This window comes from Microbacterium sp. cx-59 (assembly GCF_020805625.1).
In the GTDB taxonomy this organism is placed as follows: domain Bacteria; phylum Actinomycetota; class Actinomycetes; order Actinomycetales; family Microbacteriaceae; genus Microbacterium.
This window is the reverse complement of record NZ_JAJHGO010000007.1, coordinates 222,089-235,982: the sequence shown is the minus strand read 5'-3', so window position 1 is coordinate 235,982 and position 13,894 is coordinate 222,089. Positions and strand designations below refer to the sequence as shown.

Annotated in this window: 12 protein-coding genes; 3 read left to right on the top strand and 9 right to left on the bottom strand. The window is 68.7% G+C overall.

Annotation, left to right across the window (positions count from 1 at the left end; genetic code table 11):
- The first annotated feature begins 6 nt into the window (after positions 1 to 6).
- Positions 7 to 900: a DUF808 domain-containing protein gene (locus LMI96_RS08615; RefSeq protein ID WP_228361181.1), complete on the top strand. Its 894-nt coding sequence runs from the start codon at positions 7 to 9 to the stop codon at positions 898 to 900.
- A gap of 16 nt (positions 901 to 916) precedes the next feature.
- Here LMI96_RS08615 and LMI96_RS08610 read toward each other — a convergent pair whose 3' ends face one another.
- Positions 917 to 1,189, bottom strand: coding sequence for a hypothetical protein (locus tag LMI96_RS08610; protein ID WP_223722322.1), 273 nt, complete (start codon positions 1,187 to 1,189; stop codon positions 917 to 919).
- Between the two features lie 184 nt (positions 1,190 to 1,373).
- On the opposite strand from LMI96_RS08610, the gene LMI96_RS08605 reads away from it, so the two are divergent.
- Positions 1,374 to 2,747, top strand: coding sequence for a pyridoxal-dependent decarboxylase (locus LMI96_RS08605; RefSeq protein WP_228361180.1), 1,374 nt, complete (start codon positions 1,374 to 1,376; stop codon positions 2,745 to 2,747).
- A gap of 49 nt (positions 2,748 to 2,796) precedes the next feature.
- Here LMI96_RS08605 and LMI96_RS08600 read toward each other — a convergent pair whose 3' ends face one another.
- Both LMI96_RS08600 and LMI96_RS08595 read right to left on the bottom strand, forming a co-directional pair.
- Positions 2,797 to 3,480: a response regulator gene (locus LMI96_RS08600; RefSeq protein ID WP_228361179.1), complete on the bottom strand. Its 684-nt coding sequence runs from the start codon at positions 3,478 to 3,480 to the stop codon at positions 2,797 to 2,799.
- Entirely contained in the window at positions 3,477 to 4,751 is a 1,275-nt protein-coding gene (locus LMI96_RS08595) for an ATP-binding protein (protein ID WP_228361178.1), read from the bottom strand. The genes LMI96_RS08600 and LMI96_RS08595 overlap by 4 nt, the downstream gene beginning before the upstream one ends.
- Positions 4,752 to 4,887: 136 nt before the next feature.
- On the opposite strand from LMI96_RS08595, the gene LMI96_RS08590 reads away from it, so the two are divergent.
- The gene (locus LMI96_RS08590) at positions 4,888 to 6,333 is read left to right on the top strand and encodes a cation:dicarboxylate symporter family transporter (RefSeq protein WP_228361177.1); all 1,446 of its coding nucleotides are present in this window, start codon (positions 4,888 to 4,890) and stop codon (positions 6,331 to 6,333) included.
- A gap of 67 nt (positions 6,334 to 6,400) precedes the next feature.
- Here the strand turns inward: LMI96_RS08590 and LMI96_RS08585 are convergent, their stop codons facing one another.
- The 6 genes from LMI96_RS08585 to LMI96_RS08560 form a co-directional block, all read right to left on the bottom strand.
- Positions 6,401 to 7,414, bottom strand: a complete 1,014-nt coding sequence (locus tag LMI96_RS08585) for a LacI family DNA-binding transcriptional regulator (protein ID WP_228361176.1) — start codon at positions 7,412 to 7,414, stop codon at positions 6,401 to 6,403.
- Complete coding sequence (locus tag LMI96_RS08580) at positions 7,407 to 8,936, bottom strand: sugar ABC transporter ATP-binding protein (RefSeq protein WP_228361175.1); 1,530 nt, start codon at positions 8,934 to 8,936, stop codon at positions 7,407 to 7,409. The genes LMI96_RS08585 and LMI96_RS08580 overlap by 8 nt, the downstream gene beginning before the upstream one ends.
- Positions 8,937 to 8,996: 60 nt before the next feature.
- Complete coding sequence (locus LMI96_RS08575) at positions 8,997 to 10,016, bottom strand: sugar ABC transporter permease YjfF (RefSeq protein ID WP_228361174.1); 1,020 nt, start codon at positions 10,014 to 10,016, stop codon at positions 8,997 to 8,999.
- Positions 10,013 to 11,053, bottom strand: coding sequence for an ABC transporter permease (locus LMI96_RS08570; RefSeq protein WP_228361173.1), 1,041 nt, complete (start codon positions 11,051 to 11,053; stop codon positions 10,013 to 10,015). Before LMI96_RS08570 ends, LMI96_RS08575 begins: the two co-directional genes overlap by 4 nt.
- Positions 11,050 to 12,615 carry a sugar ABC transporter ATP-binding protein gene (locus LMI96_RS08565; protein WP_228361172.1) on the bottom strand — a complete coding sequence of 522 codons (1,566 nt, stop codon included), beginning with the start codon at positions 12,613 to 12,615 and terminating at the stop codon, positions 11,050 to 11,052. Before LMI96_RS08565 ends, LMI96_RS08570 begins: the two co-directional genes overlap by 4 nt.
- Before the next feature lie 81 nt (positions 12,616 to 12,696).
- On the bottom strand, positions 12,697 to 13,680 hold the full coding sequence (locus tag LMI96_RS08560; RefSeq protein WP_228361171.1) for an ABC transporter substrate-binding protein: 984 nt from the start codon (positions 13,678 to 13,680) through the stop codon (positions 12,697 to 12,699).
- Positions 13,681 to 13,894: the final 214 nt, after the last annotated feature.

Here is a 13,894-nt window from a genome sequence, read left to right as displayed (position 1 = left end):
AAGTACATGTCGGTCGGATTGCTCGCCGTTGTCGATGACATCCTGACCGCCGCCCTCAAGGCGAGTGCGAAGACCGCGGGTGTCGTGATCGACGATGCCGCGGTGACGCCCCAGTACGTGCAGGGCATCACACCCGCGCGCGAACTGCCGGTCGTCTGGAAGATCGCGCTGGGCAGCCTGGTCAACAAGTTCATCATCATCATCCCGATCGCCCTGCTGCTCACGGCATTCGCGCCGTGGGTGCTGCCGTTCCTGCTCATCATCGGCGGTGGGTTCCTCTGCTTCGAGGGCGCCGAGAAGGTGCTCGAGTGGTTCGGGGTGCACCATGCGAAAGAGGACGACGGCCCGCGGGACGAGAACAAGCTCGTGTTCGGCGCCATCCGGACCGACCTGATTCTCAGCACCGAGATCATGCTGATCGCCCTCGCGAGCCTCGACGCGGACTTCGGCATCTGGATGACGCTCGGCGCGCTCCTCGTGATCGGTCTCGCGATGACGACCCTCGTCTACGGCGCGGTGGCGCTGCTCGTGAAGATCGACGACATCGGCCTCCGGTTCATGAAGAGCCCGTCCCGCCGCGTGCGCCGCGCCGGTGTGCGCGTGGTCGCGTCCATGCCGACCGTTTTCCGCGTGATCAGCATCATCGGCACCGTGGCGATGCTCTGGGTCGGCGGGCACCTCGTGATCGAGAACCTCTCCGAGACGTTCTGGCACGGTCCGCACGACGTCGTCCACGCCGTGACGCACGCGATCGAGGTGGCCGGCCCGGTCATCGTCTGGATCGTGGAGACCGCGCTCTCGGCCGTCTTCGGTCTCGCGCTCGGTCTGGTGATCGTCGGGATCATCACCGGCATCACGCGCCTGGTGTCACGACCGAAGTCGGACGCCGCCGCGCACTGACCGGGCCGGCATCCGCTCATTTCTCCGCGGCGGAATACCCCGCATCCCGGAGCGCCCGCCGGATCTTCAGCACCAGGTCTTCGTCGATGTCCTTGTGGCGCGGAGGCGACAGATGCAGAACCTGATCGCCGATCGTGACCTTCACCGTGCCGTTGTGCTCGTCGGTGACGTCGCCGACCTCGCGGAGGAGGGCGACGACGTCGTGCCACTCCAGGTTGTGCGAGGTCGGATGCTGCTCCAGGTGATAGAGCGTGTTGCGGTGGTTCTCGGTGAGTTCCTCGGCGGACATGATGCTCCTTTTTCGGGGGTCGTCGGTGTCTCCGGCACCCCTCGGCGTGCAGCCGAAGCTACCCAGCGAACGCGACTGCGCTCTTCGACGTGCGTCGAGAGATGCGGGCCGGCGCCCGGACTCCAGGCCACGGACGCGTGATTGGTCTGGGCCCCGCGCGCGAGCGGCACGGCAGACTGCCGGGATGAGCACCCCGGATGACGCCACCGACCGCGCCCACGAACTGGCGGTCCTTCGCGACGCGGACGAACGCGCACGCCGCTACATCGCGGGCATCGGCACGCGCCCGGTGTACCCGGATGCGACCGCGATCGCCGGGCTCGACGCGTTCCGCGAGCAGCTCCCGGAAGAGGGCCACGGTGCGGAGTCCACGATCGACCTGCTCGATCGGGTGGGGTCGGCGGCCGCGGTCGAGACGAACGGTCATCGCTACTACGGCTTCGTGATCGGCGCGACGCTGCCGGTCGCGGCCGCCGCAGACCGGCTCGCGCTCGCCTGGGACAACAGCGCCTCCTCGGCGACCGGCAGTCCCGCGCTCGCGGCCATCGAGGCCGTCGCGGGCGAGTGGCTGCTCGACATCCTCGATCTTCCGCGGGAGAGCGCCGTCGGGTTCTCGACCAGCGCGGCGTCCGGAACCGTCGTGGCGCTCGCCGCCGCGCGGCGAACGGTCCTCGCCCGAGCGGGGTGGGACCTCGATCAGCGCGGACTCCATCGGGCGCCGGGGGTGCGCGTCGTCGCGAGCGAACTAACCCACGTCGTGGTGAAGAAGGCGCTTCGCGTGCTCGGATTCGGACTCGACTCCGTCACGTTCGCCCCGACCGACGACCTCGGGCGGATCGACCCGGAGCGGCTGCCGGAGATCGATGCCCGCACCATCCTGATCCTGCAGGCGGGCGAGGTGAACACGGGGGAGTTCGATCCCTTCGACCGGATCATGGATGCGGGCGGGGATGCGGCGGGCTGGGTGCATGTCGATGGCGCGTTCGGTCTCTGGGCACGCGCGACGGCGCACCGCGAACTGACCGCCGGTGTCGACCGCGCGGACTCGTGGACGGTCGATGGCCACAAGTGGTTGAACACGCCGTACGACTCGGCCGCGGTCATCGTGCGCGATCGTGAGGCGCTCGTGCACGCGATGCACGCGGGCGCGGAGTACTCCGCGGCGACCGCCGACGACCAGATGAACCGCACGCTCGAGTTCTCGCGGCGGGCGCGCGGGGTGACGATCTGGGCGGCGCTGCGCGGTCTCGGCCGGCGTGGTGTGGCCGCCCAGATCGAGCGGTCGGTGGCGCTGGCGCGGCAGGCGGCCGACGGTCTCCGGGCGAGCGGATACACGGCCCTGAACCGTCCCGTGCTGAACCAGGTGCTGGTGCGGGCGGAGAGCCCGGCCGCGACCGCCCGCATCCTCGCGGCCGCTCAGGCCAGCGGACGCACCTGGTTCGGCGGCACCGTCTGGCGGGGCGAACCCGCGTTCCGTATCTCGGTGTCGTCGTGGCGCACCGGCCCCGAAGACATCGCCGACCTCGTCGCGCTCCTCCGGGAGCTCCGCGAGGAGTGAGCGAGCGGATGCGGCGCGGTCATCGCGCGCGCATCACCGCATCACCGCATCACCGCATCCAGCGGTACTCGGTCTCGGGTCGTCCGGGGGTGCCGTGGCGGGCGTCGCGTTCGGCGCGGCCGATGCCGACCAGATGCTCGAGGTATCGGCGCACCGAGACGCGCGACATCCCGAGCCGTTCGGCCGCCTCCCGCGACGAGAACGGCCCGCCGTCGCGGAGCGCGGCGGCGACCCGGTCGAGGGTGGGGGCGGAGAGCCCCTTGGGGAGCGCCTCGGCCACGGTCGGCCGGAGCGCGCCGAAGAGCGCGTCGATCTCGGCCTGCGTGGCCGGCCCGGCGGCATCCGCCATCTTCTGCCGGTAGGCCGCGTACTGCACCATGCGGTCCTGGAATGTCGCGAAGGTGAACGGCTTGATGAGGTACTGGGCGACCCCGAGCGCCGCCGCCTGCCGCACGACCTCGGCGTCGCGCACCCCCGTGATCGCGATGATGTCGACGGTGACTCCGCGGGCCCGGATGTGGCGGGCGACGTCGAGGCCGTGCCCGTCGGGCATCGTCATGTCGAGCAGGATGAGGTCAATCGCCTCGGGCCCGCGCGCGTCGAGCACCGCGGAGACCGCGGCCCGCGCGCCCGCGCATTCGGCGACGACCGCGAAACCGTCGATGCGGGCCACGAAGTTCGCGTGCAGTTCGCGGGTGAGTCGTTCGTCGTCGACGATCAGTACCCCGATCACGCGGACTCCTCGGCCGGCAGGATGATCCGGAACGTCGTCGGGTGCGCGCTCAGTTCGAGCGAGCCACCGGCTGCGTCGACGATCGCCCGCACGAGAGCGAGACCGACGCCGCGACCGTCGGCACCGGCGGGTTTCGTGCTGAACCCGTGCTCGAAGATGCGCTCGCGGAGCGCGGGCGGCACACCCTCGCCGCTGTCGATGAACGTGAGGGCGATGCGCCCGTCCGGCGTCTGCGCCATCTCCACCCGCACCCACCGGGGTTCGGATCCGGATGCGGCCGCGTCGATCGCGTTGTCGACGAGGTTGCCCACGAGCGAGACCGCGTCCACCGCGCCGAGCGCCGTCCGCGGGATCGCCGGCTGCATCTCGACCGTCCAGTCGATGCCCCGCTCGGCGGCCTGCGCGGACTTGCCGAGCAGCAGCGCCGCCACCGTCGGGTCGCCCTCGCGCGCGACGACGTGATCGGCGAGGGCCTGGCTCGTCCGTGCGGTCTCGGTGAGCAGGTCGATCGCGTCGTCCCCTCGGCCGAGCTCGATCAACGCGACCGCCGTATGCATCCGGTTGGCGTGCTCGTGGCGTTGCGCGTGCAGCGCCTCGCCGAGGGTGCGCACCGATTCGTACGACGACACGGCGTCGCGCACGGCGCTCGCGGGCAGGTCGCCGGCGATGCGCCGGGTGAAGCGGCCCGCGATCCATGCGGCGCAGAGTCCCACGGCGGCCAGCGCGATGGCGATGACCACGACGAACGGCACCTGGCGGAGCACGCCCGCCCCCACGCTCCCGAGCGTGATGCCCGCCGAGACCAGGGCGACGACCCGGCCGTCCTGCTCGATCGGGACGACCGACCGGAGCGACGGACCGAGCGTGCCCTCCGCCTCCTCGGTGAGGGTCCGCCCTTCCCGGCCCGGTCCGATCGTGCCGATGTACGGCTTACCGATCTCGGCCGGATCGCGGTGCGTGAGTCGGATGCCCTCTGTCGTCATGATCGTCACGAAGTCGATCGGCGTCTCGGCCATGATGCGCTCCGCGATCGGTTGCAGCGACGCGGTGGCGTCGGCATCCGTGCCCGTCGTGACCGCCGACGCGACCTCGGGCATCTCCGCGATCGTGCGCGCGACGGCGAGGGTCAGCTGCTCGGCGGTGGAGCGCTCGGTCGTCTGCACCTGGAACGCGAGCACCGCGACGAGCAGCGCGGTGATCGCGAGCACCGACCCGACGAACGCGAAGAACACGCGGGATGCGGCGCTCTTCTGCCGCGGTGATACCGCCATGGGCGTCCTCACCTCGCTGTGACCAATACGACCGCAACCGGGGGGCAGCGGTATTCGTGGCCCACAGTACCGGGTGAGAGGTCACCCCGATGGTGCCCACGAGAACAACGAAGTTTCGACTCACCTGGAGGCAACCATGGCCCCGCGCCTGCCCAAGACCACCACGATCCCGCTCCCCAGCTTCTCGCTGCGCGGACGGATCGGCCGCTGGGAGAAGCACACCTGGTTGTACGTCGCCGTGATCGTCGCGGTCGTGCTCGGTGTGACCGTCGGCCTGATCTGGCCCGACTTCGCGAAGGGCCTCGAACCGGTCGGGAAGGGCTTCGTCTCGCTCATCAAGATGATGATCGCCCCCATCATCTTCTGCACGATCGTCGTCGGTGTCGGCTCGATCGCGAAGGCCGCGACGGTCGGCAAGATCGGTGGCCTCGCGCTCCTATACTTCATGGTCATGACGACGTTCGCGCTCGCCATCGGGCTCGTCGTCGGCAACCTCATCCACCCGGGTGAGGGGCTGAACATGGCGAACTCGACGTACGACGCGACCACCACCGAGGCGAAGACGACGGAGGAGTTCATCCTCGGCATCATCCCGACGACGCTTTTCTCCGCCTTCACCGGCGAGAGCGTGCTGCAGGTGCTGCTCGTGGCCCTGCTCGTCGGTTTCGCGCTGCAGCAGATGGGTACGAAGGCCGAGCCCATCATGAACGCGGTGAAGAACCTGCAGGCGCTCGTGTTCCGCATCCTCGGCATGATCCTGTGGCTCGCCCCGATCGGTGCGTTCGGCGCCATCGCGGCTGTCGTCGGCAAGACCGGGTTCGCCGCGGTCGTGAGCCTCGGCGTGCTGATGATCGCGTTCTACATCACCTGCGCCGTGTTCATCTTCGGCATCCTCGGCACGATGCTCTACGCCGTCGCCCGCATCAACATCTTCCGCCTGATGAAGTACCTGGCCCGCGAGTACCTGCTGATCGTCGGCACGTCGTCGTCGGAGTCCGCGCTGCCGCGGCTCATCGCGAAGATGGAGCACCTCGGCGTCTCGAAGCCGGTCGTGGGCATCACGGTGCCCACCGGGTACTCGTTCAACCTCGACGGCACGGCGATCTACCTGACGATGGCGTCGCTGTTCATCGCGTCGGGAATGGGGATGCCGATGTCGATCCCCGAGCAGATCGGTCTGCTGCTGTTCATGGTGATCGCCTCGAAGGGCGCGGCCGGTGTCACCGGTGCGGGCCTTGCGACCCTCGCTGGCGGACTGCAGGCCTACCGCCCCGACTTGGTCGACGGCGTGGGCGTGATCGTCGGTATCGATCGCTTCATGTCGGAGGGGCGCGCGATCACGAACTTCACCGGCAACGCCGTCGCCACCGTTCTGATCGGCACCTGGACGAAGGAGTTCGACGCGGCGCAGGCCCGCCGGGTGTTCCGCGGCGAGTCGCCGTTCGACGAGGCCACGCTCAACGGCGACAGCCACGGCGGCGGGTCTGCGGTCGCTGCGCCGGAGGCCCCCGCATCCGCGACGCCCGCGCCGGAGGCCCCCGCGCCGGAGGCCCCCGCCCCGGTGCCCGTGTCTGTGCGCTGACCCCGCCCTGACCAGAGCCCCGGATGCGTCCCCCACCGCATCCGGGGCTCTCCCCCTGCTCTTGTATTCAGGGGCGCGGGCGGGCGGACTCTCGCACGATCAGGCGGGTCTGCAGCGGGGTGTCCTCGGTGACCGTGTCGGGCTGCTCCACCAGCAGCAGCACCTTCTGCATCATGAGCGCACCGAGGGCGGCGAAGTCCTGCTCGACGGTCGTGAGCGGCGGGTACACGTATGGGGCTTCCGAGAGATTGTCGAACCCCACCACTCCGATGTCCTCCGGGACGCGCAGGTTTCGTTCGCGCAGCGCCGAGAGCGCTCCGATCGCCATCAGGTCGTTTCCGACGAACAGGGCGTCGCCGACGACGAGCGGCAGATCGCGGACGAGCCGGTATCCGCTCTCGGCCGACCAGTCCCCGGGCAGCGGCGTCGACAGCTCCAGTCGGTGCGTCGCGAGTTCATCGCGCCATCCGCGGATCCGTTCCGACGCGTCCGGCGAACGCGCCGGCCCGGCCACATGGAACACACGTTGATAGCCGCACTCGACGAGATGCCGTACGGCCGAACGCGCACCGTGATACTGATCGATCGAGACGAATAGCGGATGCGGTCGCCCGGTCGCGGCGGCGGCGACGATCGGGATGTTCACCTCGAGCAGCTGCACCGCCTGCAGCACGTCGGTGTCGACGACGATCAGCACGATCGCGTCGACACGCTGCCGGAGGAGGCCCTCGACGGCCTCTTTCACGGCCGCCACATCGTTGTCCGGGGAGCTGATCGCGTCGACGTTGTAGCGTGCCGCCCGCGCGGCGAAGTTGAAGTGCGTCGCGATGGACGTCGGACCGTAGTCCGCCGTTCCGGGAGTAACGAGACCGATCGTGCGGGTGCGGCGGGTCACGAGCGCCCGGGCTGCCGGCGACGGGCTGTACCGCAGCTGCGCGATCGCCTGTTCGACCCGCAGCCGCGTCGCCGGCCGCACATTCGGCATGTCGTTCAGCACCCGGGAGACGGTCTGGTGCGAAACGCCGGCGAGACGCGCAACGTCGAAGATCGTGGCGGTGCGCGTCGACTTCTCCTCAGCCACGCTCCTCCTCGCCGCTCTCCGACCGGGAGACGAGCGCGAGGAGCGTCTCGGAATCCAGGTCGAGGCTCGGAAGCGTATGCGCGATGCGACCCTCGCGCACCACGATCACCGTGTGAGAAACGCGCAGCACCTCGTCGAGCTCCGCGGAGATGTAGATGACCGACAGGCCGTTGTCGGCGAGTTCGCCGACGAGTCGTTGCAGCTCGGCCTTCGAACCCACATCGATGCCGCGGGTCGGTTCGTCGAGCACGAGGATGCGGGGCGCCGCCGCGAGCAGGCGCGCGAGCAGGACCTTCTGCTGGTTACCGCCGGAGAGTTCGCCGGCGGGCTTGTCGACGTCGGTGGGGCGGATGCGGAGCGCCTCGATCCAGCTCTGTGCGAGCTCGCGACGTCGCGCCGGACCCATCGGATGCAGGATGCCGCGCTGCGCTTGAACGGCCAGCGAGATGTTCTCGAGCACGCTGAGCTCGGCGATGATGCCCTCGGTGCGACGGTTCTCGGACGAGTAGACGACGCCGTGCGAGATGGCGTCGCGCGGTGAGCGGAAACGGCGGGACACCCCGTGGACGATCACCTCACCGGTCTCGAAACCGTCGACCCCGGTCAGGGCGCGGGCGAGCTCGCTGCGGCCGGAGCCGAGCAGCCCGGCGACACCGACCACCTCGCCCTCGGCGACGTCCAGATCGATGTCGCGGATGCCCGTCGGTGAGCGGAGTCCGCGTACGCGGAGGGCCGGGGTCGCTGCATCGGAGTCGTGCGACGTCTCGGCGGAGGGGATGAGGGCGACGCCCGCCTCGCCCAGCATCTTCTCCACGAGGTCGACGCGGAGCAGCTCGCTCGTCGCATACTCGCCGACGCCGCGGCCGCCGCGGAGCACGGTCACTCGGTCGCAGATCTCGTACACCTGATCGAGGAAGTGCGAGACGAACAGGATGGCGACACCGCGGGTGCTGAGCTCACGCATGACGCGGAAGAGTTCTTCGACCTCGTCCGCGTCGAGGCTGGAAGTCGGCTCGTCGAGCACGAGCACGCGCACCTCGGAGGAGATCGCGCGAGCGATCGCGACCAGCTGCTGCACGGCGAGCGAGTGGGTGCGCAGGATCGAGGCGGGGTCGATGTGTACGCCCAGCGAATCGAGGACGTCGTCCGCGCGGGTGAGCATGGTGGCGCGGTCGATGACTCCGAATCGACGGGGCTCGCGCCCGAGGCACACGTTCTCCGCGACCGTCAGGTTCGGAAGCAGATCGATCTCCTGGTAGACGCTGGAGATCCCGGCGACGATCGCCTGGTGCGGTGTGCGGAACGATACGGGATCGCCATCGAGTCGGATCTCGCCCGCATCCAGCCGCAGTGCGCCTGTGATGGCCTTGATCAGTGTGGACTTGCCCGCACCGTTCTCGCCCATGAGGGAATGGATCTCGCCGGCCCGCAAGCGGAAGTCCACCGCGTCGAGCACGGTCTCGGAGCCGTACCGTTTGGTCGCGCCGCGCACCTCGAGCAGGGGCGCTCCGACGGGATCCATCCCCCTATGATGCCGTGGCTGCGGGTCTGCGCCGTGACGCGCCGCGGCGACGATGGTCGATCATGCCCGGCGGCGTGCGGAGCGCCCGACGATCACGCGCTGCACGACGACGAAGACGAGCAGCAACGCCCCCACCGTGATGCGGGTCCAGGACTGCTCGGCACCGAGGAAGGAGATGATGGTCTTGATCGTTCCGTAGACGAAGACGCCGATCATCGATCCGACCACGAATCCACTGCCACCGGTGAGCAGCGTGCCGCCGATGACGACGGCGGCGATCGTGTCGAGCTCGGTGCCGATTCCGTTCAACGGGTAACCCGCGCCCGAGTAGGCCGTCAGCACGATGCCGCCGAGGCCGGCGCAGAGACCGCTGATCACATAGGCGAGCAGCGTCGTGCGGACGACCGGCAGACCCATCAGCCGGGCGGACTGCTCGTTGCCGCCGATCGCGTAGATCGTGCGGCCGAAGCGGGTGAGGCGCAGCACGACGGCGGCGATCGCGACGGTCAGGAGGGCGATGATGCCCGTCGGAGTGATGTACCACCCGGCGAACGCGAAGCGGGTGGACTGCAGCCACAGCAGCCCCTCGTTCTCGACCTTGATCGACTCGAGGCTCACGACGTATGCCAGCCCGCGGCCAAGGAACATTCCGATGAGCGACGCGATGAACGGTTGCACGTCGAAGAACTGCACGAGCACACCGATCAGCAGCCCGATTGCGGCACCGATCAGGATCATGCCCGGGACGGCGATCGCCACGGGTACGCCGTCGCCGAGAAGCTTCGCGCAGAGGATGCCGGTGAATGCCATGACTGCGCCGACCGACAAATCGATCCCGCCGGTCAAGATCACGAAGGTCATCCCCACGGCGAGGATCAGCAGGTACGCGTTGTCGAGCAGGATCGACGACAGGATCCGCGGCGCCTGGAAGTTCGGGAAGTACAGCATCGCCCCGATCAGCATCACGAGCAGGATCGCGACAGCGGCGAAGACCGGGATCCACGCGCTGTGCCTCGCGAGGAAGCGCTGTCCGAACGCCGGGCGTGCGGGTGCGGGTCGGGTGGCGAGCAGAGACGTCATGACAGCACCTTTGCTTCGGGACGGATCGTGGAACGACGAGCGAAGGACCCGGCTCCGCGGAGCCACCCGCGGACTCGGCGGGACTGGGCGAGGACGACGATCATGACCGCGGCCGCCATGAACACGGGGCTCACGGCGGGCGGAACCCCGAGGAAGGTGATCGTGCTCTTGAGCGTCTGGATGGTGAACACGCCGACCACGGTGCCCGCGATGCTGAACTTTCCGCCGGCGAGCGACGTACCGCCGAGCACGACCGCGAGGATCGCGTCGAGCTCGATGTAGAGGCCTGCGGCGTTCGCATCCGCCGCCATGATGTTCGAGCTGTAGAGGATGCCGGCCATACCTGCGAGCGCGCCGCTCGCGATGTACGCGCCCCAGACGATCCCCCGCGAGCGGACGCCCGCCAGGCGGCTGGCTTCGGGGTTTATGCCGACGGCCTCGGTCAGCATGCCGAGCGCCGTTCGTCGTTCGACGACCGCGACGAGAACGATCGCGATGACCGAGACGTAGAACGCGAAGGGCAGCCCGACCAGATAGCCCTGCGCCATGAACTGGTACGGCGCGCTGTTGATGGTCGTGATGAACCCGCCGGTGATCAGGAGTGCGACGCCGCGACCGGCCAGCATGAGCACGAGAGTCGCGATGATCGGTTGGATGCCGAGCGCCGAGACCAGAAACCCGTTCCAGACGCCGAGGATCAGCGCCACACCGACTCCGGCCGCGATGGCGGTGGCGACGGTGCCGAATCCGCCCGGGTCGGCGGATCCTTCGATCACCGTGAGTGCGACGGCGCCCGAGACCGCCATGATCGCCCCGACCGAGAGGTCGATGCCGCGGGTCGCGATGACGATCGTCATGCCGAGCGCCACGAGCATGAGCGGTGCGCTATTGCGGAGGATGTCGATCAGCGAGCCGTAGAGCTGACCGTTCTGCACCGTAACGCGCAGGAACGATGGACGAGAGATCGTATTGACGGCGATCAGCGCGAGCAGCGCGATGATCGGCCACGCGAGCCGATGGGTGAGCACCTTCTTCATGCGATGTTCTCCTGACTGCGCGGGGCGGATCCGGCCGCGAGCGCATCGGCCGCGTCTTCGCGGGCGATGTAGGCGACGAGATCGTCGACGTCGATGTCCTGTGTCGCCAGTTCGCCGATCTTAGAACGATCGCGCAGCACCGCGACGCGCTGGGCGATGCGCAGCACCTCTTCGAGTTCCGACGAGATGAAGACGACCGAGAGACCGCGCTCGGCGAGCTCCGCGACCTTGCGTTGGATGTCGGCCTTGGCGCCGACGTCGATGCCTCGCGTCGGCTCGTCGAGGACGAGCAGTTCGGGCGCCGTGGCGAGCCAGCGGGCGAGCAGCACCTTCTGCTGGTTACCGCCGGAGAGGTTGCGGATGAGGGCGTGCGGGTCGGCGGGGCGCACGCCGAGCGCCGTCATGTACTCCGACACGATCGCATTCTGCTCGGCGCGACCCACGCGGCGGAGGGCCCCGCGCCGGGCCTGCACGCCGAGGAGGATGTTCTCGGCGACCGTCAGATCGCCGACGATCCCCTCGCCCCGGCGGTCTTCCGACGACAGGGCGATGCGTCGATCGAGCGCGTGGCGTGGCGTGGTCACGCGGACGGCCTTGCCGTGAACCTCGAGTGAGCCACGGTCGGCGCGATCGGCGCCCGTGAGCAGGCGGGCCAGTTCGGTGCGGCCCGAGCCGAGCAGCCCCGCGAGACCGAGGATCTCGCCGTCGTACACGTCGACGTCGACGGCGTTGAGGGTTCCCTTGCGGCCGATGCCGGTGGCGCGCAGTACCGGTGTGCCCGTGCGGTCGATGGGCCGGGCAGAGCTCGCCGAGATGGCGTCCAACTCGCCGAGCTCACGGCCGATCATGTGGGCGACGAGGTCACCGCGGCCGAGTTCGTCGATCGCGTATTCGCCGATGAGGCGTCCATTGCGCAGCACGGTGAGTCGATCGGAGATCTCGTAGATCTGATCGAGGAAGTGCGAGACGAAGAGGATGGCGACGCCGCGGTCGCGGAGGCGCCGGACGACGGCGAAGAGCTGCTCGACCTCACCACGGTCGAGGCTCGACGTCGGTTCGTCGAGGACGAGCACCTTCGTGTCGACGACCATGGCACGGCTGATGGCGACGAGTTGTTGCACGGCGATCGAGTGGGCCGAGAGCATGGAGTGGGAGTCGATGTGCAGGCCGAGTTCGGCGAGGTGGCCCGCGGCCTGAGAGTGGAGGGTGCGCCAGTCGATTCCGCCGATACGTCGCGGCTCGTTGCCGAGCATCACGTTCTCGCCGACCGACAGGTTCTGGCAGAGGTTGACCTCTTGGTAGACCGTGGAGATCCCGGCCTGCTGCGCGTCTGCCGTCGAGCGGAACGTGCGCTCGATGCCGGCGACAGTGATCTCACCCGAATCGATGCCGTACACCCCGGTCAGCGCTTTGATGAGGGTGGACTTGCCGGCGCCGTTCTCGCCCATCAGGGCGTGCACCTCGCCGGGGCGGAGGAAGAAGTCGACGCTGTCCAGCGCTTTGACGCCGGGAAACTGGATGGTGATGCCGCGCATCGTGACGACGGCGTTCTGGGAGGACATGAGCATCGCTTTCTGAGAGCGGGTCGGCGGAGAGCCCTTCCTCGGCGTCGCGGTGTGCGGCGCCGAGGAAGGGACCGGCAATCAGTAGGGGCGGCTATCCAGGACTTCCTTCGCCTGTTCGGGAGTGAAGCTCTGGTCCTCGACGATGTACTGCTTGTCGACGCTTTCGCCGGCAACGACCGACTTGACGACCTCGGCGGTCTTCTCGCCGAGAAGCGGGTTGCACTCCACGATGAAGTTGAACTCGCCGTCGGCCAGCGCCGTCATGCCGTCCTTGACCGCGTCGATCGTGACGATCGAGATGTCCTTACCGGGGGTGAGTCCCGCGGCCTTGATCGCGTCGAGGGCGCCGAGGCCCATGTCGTCGTTGTGCGCGAAGAGCACATTGATCTCCGAGCCGAACTTCTGGAGGAAGCCCTCCATCACGGTCTTCCCCTCGGCGCGGGTGAAGTTGCCCGTCTGCGAGTCGAGGACGCTGATGTCGGTGCCCTCGATCGCCGCATCGAAGCCGGTCTGGCGGTCGGTAGCGGCGGAGGAGCCCGTCGTGCCCTCCAGGACCACGAGGTTGGTCGGCGTCGAACCGAAGTTCTCGGCGACCCACGCTCCGGCGGTCTGGCCCTCCTTCTCGAAGTCGAGCCCGATCCAGCTCGCGTAGAGGTCATCGGATGCCGAGACCGTGCGGTCTTCGAGGATGACCGGGATGCCGGCATCCTTGGCCTCCTGTAGCACGTCGTCCCAGCCGTCGCTCACGATCGGTGCGAGCACGATCGCGTCGACGCCCTGGTTGATGAAGCTGCGGACGGCGGCGATCTGCGCCTCCGGCTTGTTGTCTGCCGCGTTGAAGATGAGGTCGAAGCCGTTCTCAGCGGAGAAGGCCTCCTTCATCGACTCGGTGTTGGCGCTGCGCCATCCGCTCTCGGAGCCGGTCTGCGCGAACCCGACCGTGATGACATCGTCGCCCCCGCCGGTGCCCCCGGTGTTCCCCCCGCCACCCGCACAGGCCGTCGCGGTCAGCGCCACGGCGCTCACGAGTGCAAAGCTCGCCACCAGTTTGTTCATTCTCATTCGAAAACCTCCTCGTCTTCGATCCGGCAGCGATGCCGGGCCATGTGATTGCCGCCCCATCGCGGGGATGCCCTCGAATGTTAGCGCTCACACTGGGTGCTACGTCAAGCAAAATCTCGTCAGATTCATCACTCACGCTCAGAGTGTTACCGCTCACAAGGGTGGAGCTCCTGCTCCTCGGGTCATGCGCCGCGCCACGCGCCGCTGCGGACGA

What these genes read in the sequence shown, in the direction of transcription:
- LMI96_RS08565 (WP_228361172.1), bottom strand. Translation starts at nt 12,615, where the DNA reads ATGTCCTCCCAGAACGCCGTCGTCACGATGCGCGGCATCACCATCCAG.
- LMI96_RS08615 (WP_228361181.1), top strand. Translation starts at nt 7, where the DNA reads ATGTCGGTCGGATTGCTCGCCGTTGTCGATGACATCCTGACCGCCGCC.
- LMI96_RS08560 (WP_228361171.1), bottom strand. Translation starts at nt 13,680, where the DNA reads ATGAGAATGAACAAACTGGTGGCGAGCTTTGCACTCGTGAGCGCCGTG.
- LMI96_RS08590 (WP_228361177.1), top strand. Translation starts at nt 4,888, where the DNA reads ATGGCCCCGCGCCTGCCCAAGACCACCACGATCCCGCTCCCCAGCTTC.
- LMI96_RS08575 (WP_228361174.1), bottom strand. Translation starts at nt 10,016, where the DNA reads ATGACGTCTCTGCTCGCCACCCGACCCGCACCCGCACGCCCGGCGTTC.
- LMI96_RS08570 (WP_228361173.1), bottom strand. Translation starts at nt 11,053, where the DNA reads ATGAAGAAGGTGCTCACCCATCGGCTCGCGTGGCCGATCATCGCGCTG.
- LMI96_RS08605 (WP_228361180.1), top strand. Translation starts at nt 1,374, where the DNA reads ATGAGCACCCCGGATGACGCCACCGACCGCGCCCACGAACTGGCGGTC.
- LMI96_RS08595 (WP_228361178.1), bottom strand. Translation starts at nt 4,751, where the DNA reads ATGGCGGTATCACCGCGGCAGAAGAGCGCCGCATCCCGCGTGTTCTTC.
- LMI96_RS08610 (WP_223722322.1), bottom strand. Translation starts at nt 1,189, where the DNA reads ATGTCCGCCGAGGAACTCACCGAGAACCACCGCAACACGCTCTATCAC.
- LMI96_RS08580 (WP_228361175.1), bottom strand. Translation starts at nt 8,936, where the DNA reads ATGGATCCCGTCGGAGCGCCCCTGCTCGAGGTGCGCGGCGCGACCAAA.